This window comes from Paraburkholderia sp. BL6669N2 (genome assembly GCF_003387275.1).
GTDB lineage: Bacteria > Pseudomonadota > Gammaproteobacteria > Burkholderiales > Burkholderiaceae > Paraburkholderia.
On sequence record NZ_QUNA01000002.1, the window covers coordinates 393,307 to 413,345 of the forward strand.

At 60.9% G+C, this 20,039-nt stretch carries 17 protein-coding genes and 2 pseudogenes; 10 read left to right on the forward strand and 9 right to left on the reverse strand.

The genetic code is table 11. The annotated features are described in order from the left end of the window. Nucleotides 1–78: 78 nt before the first annotated feature. From B0G80_RS24355 to B0G80_RS45375, 3 genes and pseudogenes are all read left to right on the forward strand, one after another. On the forward strand, nucleotides 79–357 hold the full coding sequence (locus B0G80_RS24355; RefSeq protein WP_116120305.1) for an HU family DNA-binding protein: 279 nt from the start codon (nucleotides 79–81) through the stop codon (nucleotides 355–357). A 419-nt stretch (nucleotides 358–776) separates the two neighbouring features. Continuing rightward, entirely contained in the window at nucleotides 777–2,276 is a 1,500-nt protein-coding gene (locus B0G80_RS24360) for a diguanylate cyclase (protein WP_408969416.1), read from the forward strand. Between the two features lie 261 nt (nucleotides 2,277–2,537). Beyond that, nucleotides 2,538–2,726 (forward strand): annotated as a pseudogene (locus B0G80_RS45375) (Na/Pi cotransporter family protein); the annotation flags it as partial. Nucleotides 2,727–2,742: 16 nt separating this feature from the next. On the opposite strand, the gene B0G80_RS24365 reads toward B0G80_RS45375, so the two are convergent. Both B0G80_RS24365 and B0G80_RS47120 read right to left on the reverse strand, forming a co-directional pair. After that, nucleotides 2,743–3,639 (reverse strand): oxidoreductase, encoded by an 897-nt coding sequence (locus B0G80_RS24365; RefSeq protein WP_116120309.1) that lies wholly within the window; start codon nucleotides 3,637–3,639, stop codon nucleotides 2,743–2,745. A 106-nt stretch (nucleotides 3,640–3,745) separates the two neighbouring features. Further along, nucleotides 3,746–4,585 carry a hypothetical protein gene (locus B0G80_RS47120; protein ID WP_258879013.1) on the reverse strand — a complete coding sequence of 280 codons (840 nt, stop codon included), beginning with the start codon at nucleotides 4,583–4,585 and terminating at the stop codon, nucleotides 3,746–3,748. A gap of 568 nt (nucleotides 4,586–5,153) precedes the next feature. On the opposite strand from B0G80_RS47120, the gene B0G80_RS24375 reads away from it, so the two are divergent. Further along, nucleotides 5,154–5,939, forward strand: coding sequence for a hypothetical protein (locus B0G80_RS24375; protein WP_116120310.1), 786 nt, complete (start codon nucleotides 5,154–5,156; stop codon nucleotides 5,937–5,939). Nucleotides 5,940–5,942: 3 nt separating this feature from the next. Further along, nucleotides 5,943–6,545: an RES family NAD+ phosphorylase gene (locus B0G80_RS24380; RefSeq protein ID WP_116120312.1), complete on the forward strand. Its 603-nt coding sequence runs from the start codon at nucleotides 5,943–5,945 to the stop codon at nucleotides 6,543–6,545. 1,240 nt (nucleotides 6,546–7,785) lie between these two features. On the opposite strand, the gene B0G80_RS24385 is transcribed toward B0G80_RS24380, so the two are convergent. Continuing rightward, nucleotides 7,786–8,268: a hypothetical protein gene (locus B0G80_RS24385; RefSeq protein WP_116120313.1), complete on the reverse strand. Its 483-nt coding sequence runs from the start codon at nucleotides 8,266–8,268 to the stop codon at nucleotides 7,786–7,788. A gap of 414 nt (nucleotides 8,269–8,682) precedes the next feature. After that, nucleotides 8,683–9,600, reverse strand: a complete 918-nt coding sequence (locus B0G80_RS24390; protein WP_116120315.1) for a LysR family transcriptional regulator — start codon at nucleotides 9,598–9,600, stop codon at nucleotides 8,683–8,685. A gap of 112 nt (nucleotides 9,601–9,712) precedes the next feature. On the opposite strand from B0G80_RS24390, the gene B0G80_RS24395 reads away from it, so the two are divergent. Next, nucleotides 9,713–10,726, forward strand: coding sequence for an alcohol dehydrogenase catalytic domain-containing protein (locus tag B0G80_RS24395; protein ID WP_116120317.1), 1,014 nt, complete (start codon nucleotides 9,713–9,715; stop codon nucleotides 10,724–10,726). 569 nt (nucleotides 10,727–11,295) lie between these two features. Here the strand turns inward: B0G80_RS24395 and B0G80_RS24400 are convergent. The 3 genes from B0G80_RS24400 to B0G80_RS24410 all read right to left on the reverse strand — a co-directional run bounded on the left by B0G80_RS24400 (nucleotide 11,296) and on the right by B0G80_RS24410 (nucleotide 13,930). After that, nucleotides 11,296–12,192 (reverse strand): NmrA family NAD(P)-binding protein, encoded by an 897-nt coding sequence (locus tag B0G80_RS24400; protein WP_116120319.1) that lies wholly within the window; start codon nucleotides 12,190–12,192, stop codon nucleotides 11,296–11,298. Between the two features lie 120 nt (nucleotides 12,193–12,312). Further along, on the reverse strand, nucleotides 12,313–12,855 hold the full coding sequence (locus B0G80_RS24405) for a carbonic anhydrase (protein WP_116120321.1): 543 nt from the start codon (nucleotides 12,853–12,855) through the stop codon (nucleotides 12,313–12,315). Between the two features lie 88 nt (nucleotides 12,856–12,943). Then, the gene (locus B0G80_RS24410; protein WP_116120323.1) at nucleotides 12,944–13,930 is read right to left on the reverse strand and encodes a nitrilase-related carbon-nitrogen hydrolase; all 987 of its coding nucleotides are present in this window, start codon (nucleotides 13,928–13,930) and stop codon (nucleotides 12,944–12,946) included. Nucleotides 13,931–14,149: 219 nt separating this feature from the next. Between B0G80_RS24410 and B0G80_RS24415 the strand changes: the two genes are divergently transcribed. Then, a complete protein-coding gene (locus B0G80_RS24415) occupies nucleotides 14,150–15,106 on the forward strand; it encodes a GlxA family transcriptional regulator (protein WP_116123696.1) in 957 nt (318 codons plus the stop codon). A 514-nt stretch (nucleotides 15,107–15,620) separates the two neighbouring features. Here the strand turns inward: B0G80_RS24415 and B0G80_RS24420 are convergent. Continuing rightward, complete coding sequence (locus tag B0G80_RS24420; RefSeq protein WP_116120325.1) at nucleotides 15,621–16,484, reverse strand: class I SAM-dependent methyltransferase; 864 nt, start codon at nucleotides 16,482–16,484, stop codon at nucleotides 15,621–15,623. 95 nt (nucleotides 16,485–16,579) lie between these two features. After that, entirely contained in the window at nucleotides 16,580–17,467 is an 888-nt protein-coding gene (locus B0G80_RS24425; RefSeq protein ID WP_116120327.1) for an NAD(P)/FAD-dependent oxidoreductase, read from the reverse strand. Between the two features lie 285 nt (nucleotides 17,468–17,752). Here B0G80_RS24425 and B0G80_RS24430 point away from each other — a divergent pair, with 285 nt between their 5' ends. From B0G80_RS24430 to B0G80_RS24440, 3 genes and pseudogenes are all read left to right on the forward strand, one after another. Beyond that, nucleotides 17,753–18,385, forward strand: coding sequence for a TetR/AcrR family transcriptional regulator (locus B0G80_RS24430; RefSeq protein WP_116120329.1), 633 nt, complete (start codon nucleotides 17,753–17,755; stop codon nucleotides 18,383–18,385). Then, nucleotides 18,373–18,494 (forward strand): annotated as a pseudogene (locus B0G80_RS24435) (IS5/IS1182 family transposase); the annotation flags it as partial. The gene B0G80_RS24430 and the pseudogene B0G80_RS24435, both read left to right, overlap by 13 nt. A 651-nt stretch (nucleotides 18,495–19,145) precedes the next feature. Next, nucleotides 19,146–20,021 carry a site-specific integrase gene (locus tag B0G80_RS24440; RefSeq protein WP_116120094.1) on the forward strand — a complete coding sequence of 292 codons (876 nt, stop codon included), beginning with the start codon at nucleotides 19,146–19,148 and terminating at the stop codon, nucleotides 20,019–20,021. Nucleotides 20,022–20,039 lie beyond the last annotated feature (18 nt).

The following is a 20,039-nucleotide window of genomic DNA, read 5'->3' on the forward strand; positions in this document are numbered from 1 at the left end:
CAAGGCCGGGTGGTGATTGCGCGAAGGCGCACCGATCGGGTAGGGTGAGGGAATTTCGACAACAACGAGGAAGACACGATGAACAAGCAGGAACTGGTGGAGGCGGTCGCCACGAAGACCGGAGATAGCAGAACGGCGACGGGCGACATGATCGACGCGGTGATCGCGGCCATTACGGGCGAGCTGACGAAAGGAAAGACGGTGCAGCTGATCGGCTTCGGTTCGTTTTCGACGGGCGCGCGCGCCGCACGTGTGGGACGTAACCCGGCGACCGGCGCTGAGATCCAGATCCCCGCTGCGAAGACCGTGAAGTTCACTGCGGGCAAGGCATTCAAGGATGCAGTGAACGGCGCCTGATAACGGCGAAGCCGTCGTCATAGGCACGCGGGTGGCCTCCGGTTGAAAAGCTGCGTCGTAAGTGAGAATCGCGGATTCGCCGGAGACCGTTCCCGCTCGCCAGTCAGCGCTACTCTTCCGGATCAGGATACGTCGCGTGGCAACCAGTTCTTATCCGGCAGCCTGATCGTTGAGCATACACGGAGCGTGCTGGACTGCGGCCGCGGCACGAAGTTCGGCCGCAAGCCCACGCTCTCGGCGGCGCAGCCTGACCGTCTCTATCACCTCTCCGACGAGGGCAACACGGGTAAAGGGGATCGCATCGCCGTTCGGCATTCACCGGCTGCCCTGTCCCGTGTGAACTCGTAGCGCTCCGGTTCTAAAAAGTCAACGTACACATGCCGTCAATGCCCACCAATAAAACCCTGTCCGGATGGTTCATGGGACCGCGCGCTGTATTTTATGGCGGTGTCCTCATCGCACTCGTCATGGTTTCGCTGTGCGCAATCTCCCTGTACCAGAGCCGGCAGGACGCGCTGGCGCGGGCACGCGAGACGTCGCGAAACGTCGCGCTCATCGCGGAGCGCGATATCGAGCGCAATTTCGAACTGTACGCGCTGTCACTTCAGGCGGTGGTTGAGGGACTCGTAACTCCGAAGGTGATGGCCCTGCCACCTGATCTGCGAGGACAGCTCCTGTTTGACCGGGCCGCGACCGCAAAAAATCTGGGGTCGATGCTCGTGCTCGACGCTTCGGGCAACGTCATCATAGACGCGGGCAACGACACGCCGCGCACCGGCAACTTCGCCGACCGGGACTACTTCAAGGCCCAGCGCGACAGGCCCAACACCGGCCTCTACATTAGCGCACCGTTTTTCTCGCGCCTTCGCAACGGTTCGCCCAGTATTGCGCTAAGCCGGCGGGTGTCGCACCCGGACGGCACATTTGCCGGCATCGTGCTGATGGCGATCGACCTTGAGTATTTTCATGACCTGTTTGGCGGACTGTCGCTGGGGCCTCACGGAGCCATTTCACTGATTGCTGCCAACGGCCTCATGATCATGCGTCAGCCTTACGATCCGAAGGTCGTCGGGCGCGACATCAGCAGGGCCAGTACCTTCCGGCAGTTCAAAGCCGCGTCGGAAGGCAGCTTTTCTGACACCGCGTCGATCGATGGGGTGCGCCGCCTTTATTATTTCAAGAACTTCCCGCATCTGCCGCTGATTATCATGGTGGCGGAGGCCGAGCCAGATATATACGCCGCCTGGCATCGGCGGGCACTCACGATGGGCTCCCTGATGGGCGCGTTCGCGCTGGGTTTTGTTGCGCTCTCATTTGTACTCGGTACCCAGCTACAGCGACGCCTGCGCGCGGAGTCCGAATTGCAGCTGCTAGCCAGAACCGACAGTCTCACCGGTCTCCACAACCGGCGCACGCTTGGCGAGATCCTGGATCAAGAGTGGCGCCGTGCGCAGCGCATGCGCAGCGTGTTCTCGCTCCTGTTTGTGGATATCGACCGTTTCAAGGCCTACAACGACACTTATGGCCACCAGGCGGGCGACGATGCGCTGGCCGCCGTCGCACGCTGTATCGGCGAGAACATCCGGCGACCGGCGGACACGGCGGCCCGCTATGGCGGTGAAGAGTTCATTGTTGTCCTGCCTGACACATCCGAGAGCGGAGCATCCCTGATTGCCGAGAAGATCCGCGCGGCGATCAGCGAGCTCGCCATCGAACACGCAGGCAGTGAGTACGGACGCGTAACCGCGAGCATCGGGTCCGCGAGCTGGACGCCGAATCAGGATACCGATGTAACGACAGTCATCAAGGCCGCCGATGAGGCGCTTTATAACGCCAAAGCATCGGGTCGGAATAAAGTCGCGAACTGTCACGAGCAAAAGATCACGCCACGGGACCCAGCGCTTCCGGCTCGGGAGTGACATTGCTATCGGCGCTTGCCGATCCACGCGAATTCCCATTGCTGGGCAACATAGACCGCCTCTTCCTCCGTGTCGAACCAGGCAGTTTGATGGCTATCGCGGATGAAACCATTTGAAAGTCGATGCCGCGCTTTGGGTACAGCAACGTGTTATGCCATAGAAAACAAGGTTGAACAGGAGGCTCACCATGGGGTGATAATCCTCGGTACATTCTAGGAATTGTCTCAGTCTTCGGTTAGGCGGCTCTATACGCTAGCAGCGACCATGCGCAGTATCGAGACTAGAGCGCCCCAACTTGATCTGACCGGCAATATGAAGCGTCTGAATTCGCTGCTCTCCTGGTCGGCCTATCCGGTGCTCGGTGCCACCGGGGCGCTGCATCAGGCGCGACTGCGCAAACGATCGCTGAACTCGCTGCATGTCGGGGAATGCGGCCAGGCGAGTCCGTGATCATGTCGATGAGTCGCTATCCGGGTCCTTCGCTCGCCGCTGCCAGCAGTGGCACAACCACATCGCTGATCGGCGTGGGAATACCGCGAAGTCGCCCGCGTCGCTGAACGACTCCGTTCCGGCTATCCCATTCCAGCGGACGGCCTGCCTGCCGGTCTGCAAGGATGGACGTGCCCAGGTCAGCCGGAGCGCGATGGAATCCATCGACGATCTCCTGCGCAACCTCGTCGCCCAGCGTTGCACCCTCGGCGCGTGCGACCTCAACGCATTCTTTCAGATAAGCCAGCGATAGCGTGGTGACGTCGGCGCGGGAAAACATGCCGGCACGACGGCCTGCCAGCACCATCAACCCGGCAAGCGCGTTCTGCAGGAGCTTGCGCCATGCTACGGACGCGAAGTCCGCTGCCACATCGACCGAGCAGCGCGTGTGGTGCAACGCCGCGAGCACGACGTCGGTCGCCGGAGTGTCGGGCAAAGTCAGACGCGCTTTCCCGCGCAGCCACACCGACGCATCGGCCTCGCGCTGAGCGGGGAACCACACAACGGAAGGCAACAGGGGACTGCCCGGCACGTAAGGCGCGACGAGCGCTTTCTGTTCCACGCCGTTTTGCAGCACGCAGACCACGGTCTTCTCGCTGCACAACGCGGACAGCCACGGGGCCGCCGCCTCGACCTGCGTCGACTTCATCGCGAGAAACACCAGATCGACCGGGCTCCCGACGCTGGCAGGATCGGTCTGCACCGGCCCAGGCACGATGATCGAACCGCCGTCGTAGCGCAGTTTCAGCTGTTCGCGCGCGGTGCGGCCGTACAGCGCGGGCGTGCGTCCGGCTTCGTGAAGTGCTGCCGCGATAGTCGTACCGATCGCGCCCGGACCGACGATCGCGACGCTCGGAAATGCTGGATTCGTCATCGTGATGATGTCCTCTTGTATTGAAAAATGCGCGCTGTGGGATGATCTGCAGCGCGAGACGCTTTCGCTGCGCACCTGGCCTCAGGATCCGTTTCCGTAGCCATTCCTATGCGGTGTCGAGTGGACCGACGTTGTCGAAGAAAAGCTCATGCGCGTGAACGGGAGCAGCTGACAGCAGGCCGGTTTTTTTCATGAAGTTCGCGAACGCCATGACTTTGTTCGGCGTCATCGACCATTGGTTTTGCGGTTTGCGAACGATTTCCTCGATCTGGGCAGCCGCCACGCTCGCAGTGTTTTCGGCTTGGATCCAGCGCGTCGCGGCCGCGGCCGGATCGGTGACGATCCGCTCGAGCGACTCCTGCAGCGCCTGGACGAAAGCCGCCGACAGCGTCGGGTTCGCGTCGTGGAAATCACCGCAGGCCCAGACCGCATTGTAGGTATGCGGGCCACCGAGCACCTCGTAGCTGTCAAGCACTTTGCGAATGCGAGGCCGCGCGAGTTCCTCGTAGACGAAAGGCGCCGAACTGAAATGCGCATTGATGTCGGAAGCGCTGTCGAGCAATAGCTTCATCGCCTCCGGATGACCGAGCGACACGGTGTACGGAACCAGCGTGTCCGCGTGTCCATCGCCGAATATCTGCTCGGTGGCCATTGCCAGCACATGGTGAACAACATGACGTACGGGATTTCCTGTATGCTCCGAATCGCCGAATTCCTTCCGATAGACATCCATCACAGGAACATTCCACGTCCCGGTGTTATCGGCCTCGACGAGGACATGGTCCAGACCGCGCTTAACGGCTTCAAGAACCTCGGTATCAAGCTTTCCGTGTCCTGCCTGGACGACAAACCTCGCGATGAGCGTGACCTGCGAGACCAGATTGATCAGGGAGCGGTCAGCCTCGCCATTGCGCAAACGCTCCAGCGCGATGCGCGCGCGCAGCACCAGATCAGAGGCCTCTTTTCGCGGTATGGGGAGTGACAGCGCTTTTGAATGGGCTGCCGCCGATGGCTGAAGGAATGAACGATGTTTTCTTGTTCCGCATGTCCGGGATCGGGCAATTCAGTTCAAAAACATATTTTGGGATGGTTTTCCGGCGATCAAGAGTCACAGGCCGATTTAACGTCACTTATCCAGGTGTTCCCTGAGGGCAGGCGATCTCAACTGGTCCGGCTGGCGGCGACTTTTCTCACGAAAGTGAGAGGCACGGCAGGTGGTCCCCCGCGCCCGCTGCGGGCCGCAAAGCAGCTGACAGCAATGGTCCAGAAAAACGGCGCGGGCAATCGCTCAATACGCAACTAACGGTCAAGTCGGCTCACCAACAGCCACCGCCTGCCGGCGGCAATAGTCGGGGAGCAGAACGACGACTCCAGTAAGTGCTGAAGCGGTTCCCGTCGGCCGCGCGAGCGGACGCAGGCAACAACGGAAAAGGTTCACTTCCTTTACTCCCTTGACAACCTTGACGGTGTTGCCATCTCCGGATTATCCTTGATCGTTCCCATGGAGAGACGTCATGTCTACGGCAACCATACACGCGTCAGAGTTTTCGCGGCTACTCGTGCGTGCTGCGAAGGTACTCGATCGTACCGGCGCGCGTACGCCGGAAGCGATCCGCAAGGTCGTGGCCAGATCAATGCAGGCCGATATCGGTCAGCTTCCCGCCAAAAAGCAGCAGAAGTTCGCGCAGTCGATCGCGCTGTTCGCGCAGGGCTTCGATGATGCGCTGGCGGCCGTCACTGACGCGGCGCCCGGGATCGCGCCGGCTGCGAAGCCAGGAACCGGCCAGCGCCGTCGTGCGCCCGCGCAGCGCGCCCGTTCCGCGGCGGACTCCAGGGCGGGGCGTCGTGCAGGGACGTCCCCGGTCGAAGCAGAAATGTTTGCGGAGGCGATGGCAGCCCGAGCCAAGCTCGCTAAGGAAGGGCGGTTGCTTGAGCCGGCGGAATTCATGCGACGTGCGGGTGTCACCCGGCAGGCAATCAACCAGCGGCTGAAAACGGGTTCTCTGTTCACCGTGGACGGTCCCAACGGGATCAGCTATTACCCGACCTTTTTTGTGGACGAGAGCCTCGACCGGCGCACGGTTGCTCGCGTATCCCGGGCTCTGAAAGGGCTGCCCGGCGCTAGCAAATGGGCGTTCTTCTCGAATCCGCGGCATTCGCTCGGCGGCCTTACCCCGCTGGAGGTGATCGGCGGCAGACAGCCCGGGCGAAGGCAAGGCGGTCGCGCCAGCATTGATCAGGTCGAGCAGGTCAATTTGCCGATGGTGCTGCGCGCCGCAGCGGGCTACGCGGAGGAATAGCCTTTGCCTGCTCGCCCTCTTAAAAGTCCGGCAAGGAATTTCGGCACACTTGAATTGCCCGTCGTCACGGTAAAAGCAGAGCGGCTGTTCCGTATCTCGAGTTACGAGTCTGGCGAGCCGCATTTTGGGAAAACTGCAAGTCACCGGTTCGACGATTCCAGAAGGGAATACGGGACCGGTTACTTTGGTCTGAGTCTGGCAACGGCCGTCGCAGAGTCCCTGCTTCACGACCTCGAGCCAGTTGGGACCCGATATCTGGTGGCGGCCGATGAAGTGAAGCGTCGTTCTATTCATCGATTCGAGGGCAGGGATCTCGCGCTCGCTGATCTGACAGGCCAAAGCATGAACATTCTTGGTGCGCACGCCGGGCTGTTTGGTACCGCGAACTACAGCATTCCCATGCGCTGGTCCCGGGCGATCTATGCGCATCCAGCTGACGTGGACGGAATACTCTACGTATCGCGAATGATGGCGCCCAACCTGGCTGTCGTGCTTTTTGATCGGGGTCGAAGTATCGGGCTCACGCAGCGCACGCCTTCCAGGGCATTGGCGAGTAGCGCGGCTTTCGCGAAGATCCGGAAGGATCTGCGCATTGCTTATTCCTAGGCCATGTTGCCAGCTATCGGGGTGCGAACCAGTGCGTATGCCGCCTCATGAACCCGCGGGTGACGTGGAATGGTTTTCCTTCAGTACTGTCGATTGCCTCGTTCGATATCGTTGCGAGTTAATGGCATTCGGGAATTGAGCCTGTTTCGGCCGTTTGTTTGCCTGAAGGCGACCTGGAACAAAGCGATATGGTGTGACACGTCGCGACGAACAGGCGCGATCGGGGTACTGAGGAGAAGAGCGCGGCCCCTGGCTTCGATATGGCCACGGGGAATGCGTCGACTGTTCGCTCAGCCACGAAGCTCGACAACCGGCGTGGCGTGCTGGCGCGCCTCATTGCGAACCGGAAGCCGGTGTTGCCGTCTTTCTCGTTATCCACTGCGGGATTCCTCGACAGGACCAAACGGTTGGCCGGCGGCGTCGAACGAAAGTTCTCCCTTTCCTGGCGAAGCAGTGACACATTTCCACCGGTCTACCGCTAATGCGGCCGCAATGCTCCTGAACCTGACGGACGCGCTACGCGCGCAACTCGGCCATTGCAGACGTTGGCACGGCTTGGGTTCTACGTCGGGAATGTGGCGGACTGCTGGCGGTGGTGGCATCGCGCGACCCTACGGCAGCTTTCCGCACCAGCGAACTCACGCTGCCGACCCGTTGCTGCCGGTCGCCACGTCGCTACCCGTGCGGCGCATTTGGGAGTGCAGCGGCCATTCACGGAGCGAATTCTCGGCCATTGCGGGCGGTCGTCAATTGAATAACCTGCGGCCGACTGCTGTGCGATCGCAGCGGTGCCAGAAAGCCGTCATCGCCGGCTGCTTGCGACGTGAGCGACGGCAAGCCCGAAGCGTTCCCTCGACGCGTCCCTCTTTCGCGCTTGCCCCGATTTCCCAAGAGTAGCGGCCCCAACAAGCAAATTATTTTGGCCGTCGCTTTCGCGCTTTCCTGCGCAGCGCAATCGCAACGTATTGATCGGATCTCCGCCTTGGATGCCAGATGGAGGCGTCGCTATTCGTCAAAAAGGCTCACTCTCGCCGATCGAGTCAGCGTGGTCCGCGTTGAGGCGGTCGCACACCAGCGCTTGACTGGCAGGGATGACCAGCGTCAACACCTTGCTGCATTAGAGCGACTGCCAAGCCACTAAACAGGCGACCGCCCCTCGACCGATGGGTCGGAGCGGGCGTGACCTTCTCCGAACTGACAGCGGCGGTCGCGAGGCCGCCTATCTCCGTAAGGGTCCGATTTACTCTTTTTCCATCCAGTACTCGCCCTCGCATTTACTCTCATTTAGTCTCTTTGAGACGTCGGTGTTCGTCACAAAGTGAAGGATGCCGCGAATGCCACGCATCTTTCCTGTGCCGCCAGTGAGCATCGTGCTTCCTATGACCGTGCGGACCTCGGGAGACTGGCCCATTGCCGACTGTGAGATGCCGTCAAACCTGCCGAGAATCTTGTCGCCATTTTCCAGGTTGTAGAACCCATAGCCGATGACGGTGCCGTTGCCATCGACAGTGTCCACGGTGCCACGCAGCCATTGCTCCGTGGCGCTCACGCCAGCAAACATCAGCGCGCCCTTGGAAAAGGTGCGATGCAGTTCATACAGCGCGAGCGAATGCCCCGGTATATCTTCAACGTCCAGGAGATGAAGGAGCGTGTATTTTGAATTTTCGTCCGGCACCTCGTAGAATATTTTTTCCCGCTCTTGAGCGGAACTTGTCTGGTTCATGGTCAGCCTCCATTGTGAGTCCGTTCACCTTGCCGATGGCCTCGCCACTAACTTCCAGCGGGCACATGCAAAGTAGCTTAAGTATTGGACACGCCGAGGCATCCGCAAGGGGCATTTGCACATCCTTCCGGCATATCATCGAAATCTGGCGCAACTACGGGAATCAAGAGATTTCAACTATCACACGAGTTCGGTGAATGCAGTTACCCCAAAAGGAATGCTCTTAGCGCCGCTCAGAGCCGTAAACGACCCTCTACCATCGTTCGTCGCGAGTTACGCCAACGGCGGCTTCCAACGTGCATCGGCCGTCGATGTCGCGATCGAGGTCAAGGCAGGGTCGGCCAAAGCCCGCGACCCTCCTGAATCTGCTCGTGTCTTCGATTTCTCTTTGCTCGAACTCTCGACAAGTTTCTGCTACGGATTGAAGTGGCTCACCGGCTCGCTATTAAAAGCATTGACGACAAAATCGACGAAGACACGGGTCTTGGCCGAAATGAGCTTCCGGGACGCGTAGTAAAGCGAAATTTCGCCGGCATCGACGTGCCAGTCCGGAAGCAGCCGAATCAGATCCCCGCGCTTCAAATCGGGCAGTACATCGAATAGCGAAATCAACGTCACTCCCAAGCCGAGACGCGCGGCCTCGCGCATCGCGGCGGGATCATTTACGACGATGGTTTCATTGAGCGCTGCGGGCACCTCGATACCGTTCGCAGTTCGTAGCATCCAGTGGCGGATTCGCCCCGTGCGCGGCGAGCGCATGACGATGCCGTTGTAGGCAGCGAGTCCTGACGGATCGGTCGGCAGCGACCGGCCGGACATAAAGGCCGGCGAGGCCACGACGATGCCATGCACCGGGGCTAGCGGCCGTGATACCAGCCCGGGCGCGAGATTCAAGCCGGCGCCGATTGCGGCGTCGTAGTTCTCGGCGATCAGATCCACTGGCCGGTTTTCAAAGTGCCACTCCGGACGGATTTGCGGGTACTTCGCCAGAAACGGGGGTAACAACGGCAGGATGTGCATGATGCCAAATGTCGGGCTCGTGCTGACTTTCAGGACACCCGCCGGCTCGCTGCTTTGCGCTGCCGCTTCGGCAATGGCGGCCTGGAGTGCGTCGAGATTTCCATCGATCGACATGAGGAACCGTTCGCCTGCTTCTGTTAGCGTGAGTTTGCGGGTCGATCGTTGAAAGAGCCGTATTCCGAGGTTGCGTTCGAGCATCGCCACGTTTCGGCTGACCGCGGCCGCAGTCAATCCCAGCCTGCGTCCAGCTTCCGCAAAACTGCCGCCTTCCGCGGCTCTCACGAATGATTCGAGGTTTGCCAGAGTCTCCATATATCACGCAATTACTAACGTTTGCTTGAAACAAGAACAAGACAATACCCCCTAATCAAGATGCAATAAAGTGCTTAATCTCGCTCCATACCTTCAACCGGGAGTGAAATCAATGAAAGCCATCGTTTTTGCTCGCTTCGGCGAGCCGGAAAAAGTTCTTGAAATGAAGACGCTACCTGACCCAACGCCACCGGGGCTTGGCGAAGTACTGATTCGCGTGACGAAGCGGCAGCTTCATCCCGGCAATCTCATGATGGTTCGAGGCATGTTCAATATCCCGCTGCCAGCAGATGGATTCCTGATCCCTGGAGCTGATGGCGTGGGCATCGTCGAGGCCGTGGGCGAAGGAGTGGATGCTGCCCGCGTGAAGCCGGGTATGCGAGTGATCTTCAATCCGAGCCCGGGCGCATGGGCGGAGCGTCTCAAGGCGCCTGCCGAGCTAGTGACACCCATCCCGGATGATTTGCCCGATGCTATCGCAGCCCAAATGGGCCCAAACGCTGTGATCGCGCTCATGTTGCTGCGGGCAGCTCAGCGCGCAGCGCCGGACGCCGGCCGTGAGATACCGATTCTATTGAATGCTGCCGGGTCTTCGGTAGCGCGCTTCGTAACGATTGCGGCTCAAAGACGTGGCTTGAAAGTCGTGGGCGCGGTTCGGAGCGCAAAGGGCGCGAAGGCCATAGCAGATCGGTTCCCGGATATGTCCGTAATTTCGACAGCCGATCCGGAGTGGTTTGACCACGTCCGCTATGCAGCAGGAGAGCAGCCGCTCCAGGTCGTTATGGATCCGGTGGGCGGGGCGACGGTTAGCGAATTTGTTCCGTTGCTCGGCGACGGCGGAGCCCTGTTGCTTTACGGCGCAATGGCACCGGACCCCATCATCTTCCCGATGAGCGCGGTGCCTCGCGAGATCATGTTCGCAGGCGTGTCGTCTTCGCGCTGGATGCATAACACGTCGGCCGAACAGCGTCGAGAGGACGTAGCGGAGGCGATCGAGATCGGCCGCGGCGCGCCCGAAAAGTTCGAGGTGGAGGCCGACTACGATCTGGCCCAGTTCGCCAATGCAATCGAACACCTAGAGCGTAAAAATCGCCACGGGGCGGTGCTGCTCAGCTCGGATTTATAGCTTTAAGCTGATGGACTGAACCGGGAAAAGAAACAAGGCTGTTGTGTAATCAGCGTGGCCCATTCCGGGGCCAACCCTCCCAATTGCCACCGGACAACGCCCGCGAAGCGGTCCTGTTGCTGGGCGCCGCTTCCGGAAAGTAGCCTGGGGCGCCGTCGAGTTGATTACGATTGCGGGGCTGCCGACGCTCGCGTTCGCCGGATCGCGTGGACACGGTCAGTTGGACGGCCATTTCGACTATTGAACTATCGATGGAACAGCCGTCCTACGGGCCGATACCGCGACGACCACGATTGTGGCCAGAATGTCCGTAATCAAGTGAGGAAGCGGCGTTTGAACGGCAGCGTCTGCGACCCAGCCGACGGCTGTAGATGGCCGACCTCTGCCCGACGCGATCGGCTCAGGTCGCCCCCTTTGCTGCCGCCTACCCTCACAAGTTCTGAACGACTGCTCCCAGTTTTGTATCTGCCGATGGCCGTCTCATCGCTCGACCTGATTTGCACTTGACGTTTAGATCTGAGTGAGCAGTCAGCGCAAGAGGTGTCGCCAATCGCCACATCCGTCGAGGTCTAGCGTTGCGTTGTCGGCTGAAAAATTCGGCGGTTCTCGATGACATAATCGCGCACGGAAATCGGCTTTCGACCGGTGAGCTGTTCGACGATGTCGTTCGCGCCGGCGAATTCGCCCGCCTGGTAACCGCGATACACTGACGTAATGTGCTGGATGAAATGTGCCGATAAGCCGATTTGCTCGAGGCGCGCCTCGAATGAATCCAGGCTTTCCGGCTCGTAGCGCACGGGGCGGCCGAGCGCGTCGCCAACTATTTTGGCCACCTGCTCGTGATTCAGTTCTTCGGCACCGAATAATGGGTATGTCTTGCCCGCATGAGACTCCGGATTTAACAGGATGCATGCAATCACCCGCCCTTGGTCGGCGGCGGCGATCGGCGCGTGGCGACCGTCAGCGGCAGGCACGCGCAGCAAGTCATGATTCGCGATTTGCGAGAGCTGAAACCCGTAGGTCAGCCATTCCATAAACAAAGTCGGCCGCAAGTGCGTGACCGGAATGCCGGCCCAATCGAACACACGCTCGCCATACCAGTGCGCGAGCGAGGCCTGGCTGCGCGCATCCGCGCTCGCGGAAATCTGCGACATGTTGACAATCGAGCGAACGCCTGCGAGCTTTGCGGCGTACGCAAAATAGGCGGTCGCATCGACGAGTTGCGCTTGCATGATCGGGTAGACGAAGTACGCACCGGTCACGTCTCGCAGCGCCGCTTGAACAGCATGACTGTCCAGCAGATCGCCAACAACGACTTCAACGTCTTTTGCCCGCAATGCGGAGGCGCGCTCGTCGTCGCGATGGACCAGGGCTCGCACGCGCGCGCCCTTCGATAGCAGTTCGTCAATCGCGGCACCGCCCGTGGCGCCTGTGGCGCCCGTAACCAGATACAGATCATGCTTCATCTCATACTCCAGGTTGGAGGGAAGAGGCATGCTGAGCTCTTCCCTCGTCGACATATGGGACAGTGGTGGGTATGCAGGAGAGGCTCCGGGATTTGCCGGCTCTTGCATCCAGTAGATTCGTCAACCTGCAGACTCGCGCAAAGGTGCGGCAGGAACGACAGTCTTGATGTGGCCGGTTTTGACGTCGTAGACCAGACCCGACACGATCAGGTTATCTGGGAGCTCCTTGTGCGCCCTGAGTGCTGCGACGTCGAGAGCCACTGCCTCGTACGGCTGCGTGATAGCGAGATCATCGAGCCCGGCGGCATCTACACCAAGATGCTTCGCGAGCAACGCAGGCGCATGCTTGTGGCAGCCGATGATCCCGCAATCGGTATGCTGGAGCAGGACGAGATTGCGCGCGCCGTCGGGGCGTCCCGCTGCTTTAGCGACGACACTCAGCACTGCCAGTGTTTCAAGCAACGCATTGTTGACCCGGCCACCGACGTTACGGATCACGGCCGCTTCGCCCTGCTTCAGGCCCAGCACGTTGGCGGGATCGACGCGAGGATCGACGCAGCCCACGACGACCGTTCCCGTCGATGGCATCATCTTGAGTTCGGGTACGAACGCGGTGTTAGCGAAGTCGGCGTTGCGCTCCAGCATGACGTCGTTGAAGTCCATTTTCTTTACTCCTGCGCGGTTGGGGCAGAATTGCCCGGTTGAATTCCATTTGTCGGTCGCATCGAAATCGCGCGACTCCACGTGTGGCTCACGCGAGTGCTTCCAAAGGCGTGGCTGGCTCTTCACCCGGCGCGCGTAACGCCCGCTCGATCACGTGTGTCTTCGGCGTGCGGTCGATCACTAGCCCGAGCACGTCGGGACGGCTGTAATGACCGCGCGAGTCCATCATGCGTTTGCGCTTGTCAATCTGCCAGAAATCCAGATCCGCAATGATCTCGCCTTCCCCTTCGCGCAGCGGTTCGCCGCCCATGTACTCTCCCTCCGGCGAAACGATTGCAGTGAAACAGCCGCTCGAGATCGGGCCAATCTGGTTTGTGTTGGTATCGTGCAGAATCTGCTGTTGTTGTTCGGGAGTCAGCCACGCGGTCGCGTTGACCACGAAGGCACCGGCCTCCAGTGCGTGCTGACGGATGTTGACGGAGATCTGCTCGGAAAACAGATCTCCCGCGAACGAACCCGGATACATGGCTGAATGGATTTCCTCGCCATCGGCCATCAGCGCATAGCGGGCCAGCGGGTTATAGTGCTCCCAACAGGCAAGCTGGCCTACGCGGCCCACAGCGGTATCGATTGCGCGCAAGCCTGACCCGTCGCCCATTCCCCAGACCATCCGCTCGTGATAAGTCGGTGAGAGCTTGCGGCGGCGCTGCACCAGCGTGCCGTCGGCATCGAACAGAAGTTGGGTGTTGTAGATCGTGCCACCATCGCGCTCATTTACGCCGATCGACACCACCATTGCGGCCTGTCGCGCCGCTTCGCCGATGGCCTGAGTCGTCTGTGACGGAACAGTCACTGCCTGCTCGAGCAGCTTGTAATGCTCGGCGCCCATCGCAAATGGCGATTCGATGAACGAGAAGTACGGGTAGTACGGAACGACAGTCTCGGGGAAAGTCGCGAACTGGACCCCCTCCTTGCCGAGCTCCAGAATCTTCCTGATGACCTTATCGACCGTGCCTTCCCGGCTGTAGAGAATGGGCGCGATCTGAACCGCGGCGGCCCGGATGATTTTGGACATGATGGCGTTCCTTTAGCTGGCTGTGAGGCAGATGAGAGAAGTGCTTGTAACTTAACGCCTCGGGCCATTACGATGTATGTCGTTGTTGCCACCATTCATGACGTCCGTCGCTCAAGCGCGATTCGCTCATTGCCAGGCTCATTGGCCTGCTATTCGGGAATACGACCGGACGGCCGCTCATTCACAGTCACGCTTATGTTGCGGACGGCAGGGATCGATATGCATCGGATCGGCTTCATTGTGCCGCGCAGGTTTCAGATGATGAGCCTTGCGGCCCTGACGGTGTTCGAGATTGCAAACATGCCTCCCGCTGGCCAGTGCTACGACGTCCATGTATTGTCTGAACACGGCGGTCCCGTTGAATCTTCGGGTGGCATGAAATTGGAAACGGAGGCATTTGGCGATCCGACATTCGACACCGTTATCGTGGGTTCGATAACTGAAATGAAGATGCCGTCTTCCGATGCAACCACGATTTCGTTTGTGAAAGACTCGGCCAATGCATCAAGACGGATAGCCTCTATTTGCAGTGGTGCATTCGTTCTTGCCGAGGCCGGGCTTCTGGACGGCCGGCGCGCGACCATGCATTGGGCGCATGCGTCTGAATTCAGAGCACGGTTCCCGAAAGTCGTTGCGGAAGAAGACCGGATCTTCATCAACGACGGTCCAATCTGGACTTCGGCTGGAATGACGGCCGGCATAGACCTTGCGTTGGCGTTGCTCGATAGCGACCTCGGCCCCGATGCCGCGAAAATGGTCGCGAGACTTCTTGTCATGAATCAGCGTCGGCTCGGTGGGCAAAAGCAGCATTCCGCACTGCTCGACATGACGCCGAAGTCCGATAGGATCGAATTGGTTATCGCGCACATCCGCAGGAATCTGCGCAATCCGCTGACTGTCGAGGAGCTTGCGGACGTGGCTAACCTCAGCCCTCGCCAGTTCAGCCGCGCATTTCAGGCCGAAACAGGTCAGTCGCCGGGCAAGGCCGTGGAACAGCTTCGTTTGGAAGCAGCCAGGTTCATGATCGAGCAAGGCCGGCACACGATTAACGTGGTGGCACAGGAAACAGGCTTTATGGATAGGGAGCGCATGCGCCGCGCGTTCGTCCGGACGTTCGGTGTACCCGCCGATGTTCTACGCAGGAATGCTCGGCGGGAGCCGGTCGCCGGCAGTTGAAATCTGTTCACTTACCGTGCGTCCCGAGCGTAAAGCGGGAGGCGAAAAATTAAATCGCGGTCGTTCGCTCGGATGGGTGCTGCGACTGTCGACACGCTGCATCGACAGCCTCATATGCTCGGGAGGCCATTGGCCGACAATGTGGCCGACGCGCCGACGCGAATCCCGCGCAGATGACCGATGTTTGGGCGTAGCCGCCGTTCGAATGACCGCGTGACCACGATGGCGAGCGGCGGAAATTGGCCGAGAGCACCAATTCAATGAAGGTACCGAAGAGCTGTCATTGAAATTTTCAAGGGCAGCTCAGGGGCGGCTTCGGCGAATGAGTACAGTCGGCCACAAACTGCCGGTCACATGCGCCGCCGGAAGGCCGCTCAGGCGTCGGCTCTGCTTCGCAACCGGCCATCTGATTGTCGCAAGGCGAGCGCTCGTTCAGCGGCAGAAGGGACATCAATCTGGCCGGCCAAAGACGCCCTGTTCCACCGAGCGGAGGCATCTCCCCTGTTAATCCCTGTCAGCTTGCCGGACTTCGTGCCATGACGACCCATGCCGCGCCGTTGATCATCACCGACCCCTCGCCGGGGAGGCCCGCGAAGGCGGCACGAACTGCGGCGGAGGCACGGGCGCAGATGTCGTCGGGCTGACCAGCGAGCGCACGCGACAGCGGGCCGACCTCAAGCGTCATCCTTACTGCGTCGTCGATCGCCGCGTCCCGCGTTTCGCCCTCGCCGAATGGGACGGCCGCGTCGAAGGGCGAGATAACGATTTCGGTGAAACCGGCCGCCGTCAGGATGCGCGCCACGTGCTCCCGGTCGCCGAACGAAAACGGGCCGGGCGCTTCGGGATCGGGGAGCGCGCTCGGCGGGACGATGTCCTTGAGCGCGCCCACCGGCAGTCGCATCCAATCGTTCTCGGCCGCACCGCGCCAGCAGACGAAAGCGAGCCGGCCGCCCGGCCGGAGCGCGCGTCGCATATGGGCGAACGCCGCTGTCGGATCGGGGAAAAACATCACGCCGAAACGCGAGAACAGAATGTCGAACGCGCCTTCGGGCAGCTCTGCGCTGCTGGCGTCGGCCACCTGAAACAGGGCCGGCGTATCGTGGCGCGCAAGCGCGCGCGCTCGATCGATCAGCGGTTCGGATATGTCCACGCCCAGCACTTGGCCCCCCGCGCCGACGCGAGCGGCCAGAGCCAGACTCGACGCACCCGCGCCGCAGCCGATGTCCAGCACGCGCTCACCCGTCGCGGGCGCGGCGGCTTCGATCGCGGCGCGCCCGAACACCGCCACCAGAGCGTCGAGCCGGGCCTGGTTGGCGACCCAGCGCTCCCCGCTTTGACCATTCCAATCACCCACCTGATCAGCACTTTGCCGTGCCATGTCATCTCCTTGACTCGACGATCCGCCTTTCGCCGCGTCGATCTACGCCAACCTTTTCGAAGGCGACGACGCAACGAGAGCAGGGATCTGTGCTCTCAAACCACCATCGACTGCTGGGCGAAGATACCCGCCATCGCGCCCTGCGATGAAGCCTGGGTGACCGAGGGCAAGAAGGGCGTGGCGAGGTCGCCAGCGGCGTAGACGCCGGGCATGCTGGTTTGGCGGCGCTCGTCGACTTTGAGGACGATGCCGGTGGGCGTATCGACCGTGGCGAGGCCCAGTGATTCATGCAGGCGTGCGGACGGCTTGTTGCGCGGATGGGCGAACAGGACGTCGACCGCGACATTGCGGCCGGTATCGAGATTGACGGTGGCGATATGGCCGTTGGCGATCTCGATGATCCGGCCATCGACGACAGGTATGTTGCGGCGCGCCAGATCGACCTGGATATCGGGCGCAATGTCATGACCATCGGCGAAGACAGTCAACTTGTCAGTCCAATCGCGGAACAGCCTGGCAGACTGGTGCGAGTGCGGGCTGGACCAGACGAGGCCCCAATGCTGGCCGGCGACTTCAAAGCCGTCGCAATAGGGGCAGGGCACGATGGACGTGCCCCAGCTTTCGGCAAAGCCCGGAACATCAGGCATCTGGTCGGCGACACCATAGCTCAGGATCACGCGGCGCGCCCTCAGGCTTTCGTGATCGTCAGTGACGACGCAGAAATCGTCGATGGCGCCAGACACGCTCTCGGCCCGGGCATTGACGAGGCTGATCGTTGGATAGCGCGTCAACTGCTGCCGCGCCTCGACCAGGATGTCCAGCGGTGGCTTGTGATCGTGGCCGAGCAAGCCATGCGAGTGGCCTGCAAAGCGGTTGCGCGGCCGGCCGGTATCGAGAACCGTGACCTTGCGGCGGGCACGGCCGAGCTGCAGGGCGGCGGCGAGGCCGGCAAAGCTGCCGCCGATGATGATGACGTCATCCATGGTGATGCGCTCCGTGTTGTGATTGGAGGGGTGGGCTGGGCGTGGTGTGCAATATCGTCCAGCGATACGCGCTTGAGACGGTCGGCGAGTAGGGCTTCGGCATTGGCGAGAAAGTTGCTGATGGCTGTATTGATCGGCCCCACAATCCCGCATTCGATATCGCCAGGCGCCCCGGGGAAACCCGGTTTGGGCAACTGGTTGAAACCTATCCTTGGCTTGCACATTTAAGATACTGCGTGGTATCGTAGTGCAGGAATTTGAATACTGTCAAGTACTGGAATTGTTGTGACCGAAAACAGCCAGAGCCGGCGCGGCCGGCCCGCCAACGAGGCGCTTCGCCAGACGATCGTCGACGCCGCCTGCGAACTCTTTGTGGAATTGGGTTTTCAAGCGACGACCATGGACAAGGTCGCGCAGCGGGCGAAGATATCCAAGCTCAGCATCTATCGGCACTTCGAGGACAAGGAGGCGCTGTTCAGCGCGGCCATGGTGGCCCACTGCCATCAATTTGCACCCCAGGCCCTTTCTGAAAGCGTCGACGGTTCAGCCGAAGATCAGCTCATGGCGGTAGGATCAGCCCTGCTTCGCACGCTGTTGAGCCCGGACGTCCGCAGTGTCGAAGCCATGGTTTTGGCCGACAAGACGAATCAAAAGTCGTTAAGCAAGCTCCATTACGAAGCCGGGCCCGCCCATGTCATCGCCCAAATCGAGGCCGTGTTGCGTCAGTTGCACGCGAAAGCGATTCTGAACGTACCCGATGCTCTCCGATCCGCCCGCTTGTTTGCCGCGCTTTTCAAAGGATCCGATCTTCTGCTTGTCGCACGCTTCGATGAGGCGAGAGCAGAGGATGACAACGAAATCGAATCCTATTGCCGGTCGGCCGTCGCCATGTTCATCGCCGCGCACGGTGGCATCTAAAGGTGCGCTATCGCGGCTTGATGAAGAACCCGCAGAGTTGCACACGCTGTTCGCTCTAAGCAATCTGTGGATGCCGCGCGAACGACTGATGCGCGAGGCCGCTGCATGAGCGCAAAAGCCGCCCGCGCGGGCAGGCAATCGGCGCCTTCCTTATGCCGAACGTAGCGCTGCATTCGAGCCAGGTGCCGCACCGCTTCCACCGCATCGGCCCTATGTGGATGGCTCAGTGCGGCAAAACGAGTTCTGAACACCATCCCTAACCTTGCGGGCGCTTCCTTTCGATCTGGTGAACGACAAGCTGATTGCTTATAGAGAAATCAAACTTAAGTTCGAGAGCAATTCGAGGGTCGAGCAAGACGTCATCCTTGCACGGCGTAAGCCGCCTCACCAACTCATGGGTCTAAGCGTCCGCAGAGGCCGATGACTTGCCCCCCACAGGCGACGGCACGGAATGACCGTTCCACTCCGATACCTACCCTTAGAACAGAGACTGCTCGACCGGCTGCAACGGGTCGGGAGTGTGAGTTCACTGATGCAGGAAGCTGCCGCCCGGCCGTTCGATGCCGCCACCGTCGGCAATCCGTCCCACTGCCGACGTAGAACCCGGTCCTCTCCAACGTCGGCAATGGCCGATCGGACTAAACCGCTCGCGCGGTAGGGGGCTGCGGCCCGACTCTGGCGGCGAATGGGAGGCCAGTGGCGCCGGTGGTTATGTTGGTGGTTGAGGCAATCCGCCTCGCCCTCCAGCAGGAGCCCCATCATGACCTCCTCCGATCCGCGCGTCAGCCCGATGCGCCGCCATATGCTTGAGGACTTGCGCATGCGCAAGTTCGCACCCAGGACCCAGGCCGCCTATCTGCGTGCCGTACGTCAGTTCGCCCGATACCTCGGGCGTTCACCCGATACCGCCACCGTCGAGAACCTCCGGGACTACCAGCTGCATCTGGTCGATCACGGCGTGTCTCCGATATCGCTGAACGCCGCGATCAGCGGGCTGAAGTTCTTCTTCGAAGTCACGCTCGGCAAGCCTGAGCTCATGGCGCGCATGCAGCCGGTACGCGTGCCCCGCACGCTCCCGGTTGTGCTCAGCCCCGAGGAGGTGCGGCGGCTCATCGCGGCAGCTGGAAACCTCAAGCATCAGACCGCGCTGTCGGTCGCCTATGGTGCCGGGCTGCGTGCGAGCGAAGTGGTGGCGCTGAAGGTCGGCGACATCGACAGCCAGCGCATGACCCTGCGCATCGAGCAGGGCAAGGGCCGCCGCGACCGCTACGCGATGCTTTCGCCGGTCCTGCTCGAACGTCTGCGCGTCTGGTGGCGCGTGGCCCGTGCCCAGGGCTGCATGCTCGATGGCGGGTGGCTCTTTCCGGGCCTTGATCCGATCGACCCGCTCAGCACGCGGCAACTGACCCGCGCCATCCATGCGGCCGCCGAGGCCGCAAACATCAACAAGCGCGTCTCCATGCATACGCTGAGGCATTCGTTTGCCACGCACCTGCTGGAACAGAAGGAAGATATCCGCGTGATCCAGGTGCTCCTTGGACACAGGCAGATCGAGACCACCACGCTCTATACCCAGGTCGCCACTGATCTCCTGCGCAAGGTGATCAGTCCACTGGACCGCCTGCCCGCCGGCTAGCCCGGCCGCACGCGGAGC

Bases quoted from the DNA above. Each gene is read 5' to 3' on its own strand.
- B0G80_RS24355 (WP_116120305.1), top strand. From the start codon at position 79: ATGAACAAGCAGGAACTGGTGGAGGCGGTCGCCACGAAGACCGGAGAT.
- B0G80_RS24360 (WP_408969416.1), top strand. From the start codon at position 777: ATGGGACCGCGCGCTGTATTTTATGGCGGTGTCCTCATCGCACTCGTC.
- B0G80_RS24365 (WP_116120309.1), bottom strand. From the start codon at position 3,639: ATGACGAATCCAGCATTTCCGAGCGTCGCGATCGTCGGTCCGGGCGCG.
- B0G80_RS24375 (WP_116120310.1), top strand. From the start codon at position 5,154: ATGTCTACGGCAACCATACACGCGTCAGAGTTTTCGCGGCTACTCGTG.
- B0G80_RS24385 (WP_116120313.1), bottom strand. From the start codon at position 8,268: ATGAACCAGACAAGTTCCGCTCAAGAGCGGGAAAAAATATTCTACGAG.
- B0G80_RS24390 (WP_116120315.1), bottom strand. From the start codon at position 9,600: ATGGAGACTCTGGCAAACCTCGAATCATTCGTGAGAGCCGCGGAAGGC.
- B0G80_RS24395 (WP_116120317.1), top strand. From the start codon at position 9,713: ATGAAAGCCATCGTTTTTGCTCGCTTCGGCGAGCCGGAAAAAGTTCTT.
- B0G80_RS24400 (WP_116120319.1), bottom strand. From the start codon at position 12,192: ATGAAGCATGATCTGTATCTGGTTACGGGCGCCACAGGCGCCACGGGC.
- B0G80_RS24405 (WP_116120321.1), bottom strand. From the start codon at position 12,855: ATGGACTTCAACGACGTCATGCTGGAGCGCAACGCCGACTTCGCTAAC.
- B0G80_RS24410 (WP_116120323.1), bottom strand. From the start codon at position 13,930: ATGTCCAAAATCATCCGGGCCGCCGCGGTTCAGATCGCGCCCATTCTC.
- B0G80_RS24415 (WP_116123696.1), top strand. From the start codon at position 14,150: ATGCATCGGATCGGCTTCATTGTGCCGCGCAGGTTTCAGATGATGAGC.
- B0G80_RS24420 (WP_116120325.1), bottom strand. From the start codon at position 16,484: ATGGCACGGCAAAGTGCTGATCAGGTGGGTGATTGGAATGGTCAAAGC.
- B0G80_RS24425 (WP_116120327.1), bottom strand. From the start codon at position 17,467: ATGGATGACGTCATCATCATCGGCGGCAGCTTTGCCGGCCTCGCCGCC.
- B0G80_RS24440 (WP_116120094.1), top strand. From the start codon at position 19,146: ATGACCTCCTCCGATCCGCGCGTCAGCCCGATGCGCCGCCATATGCTT.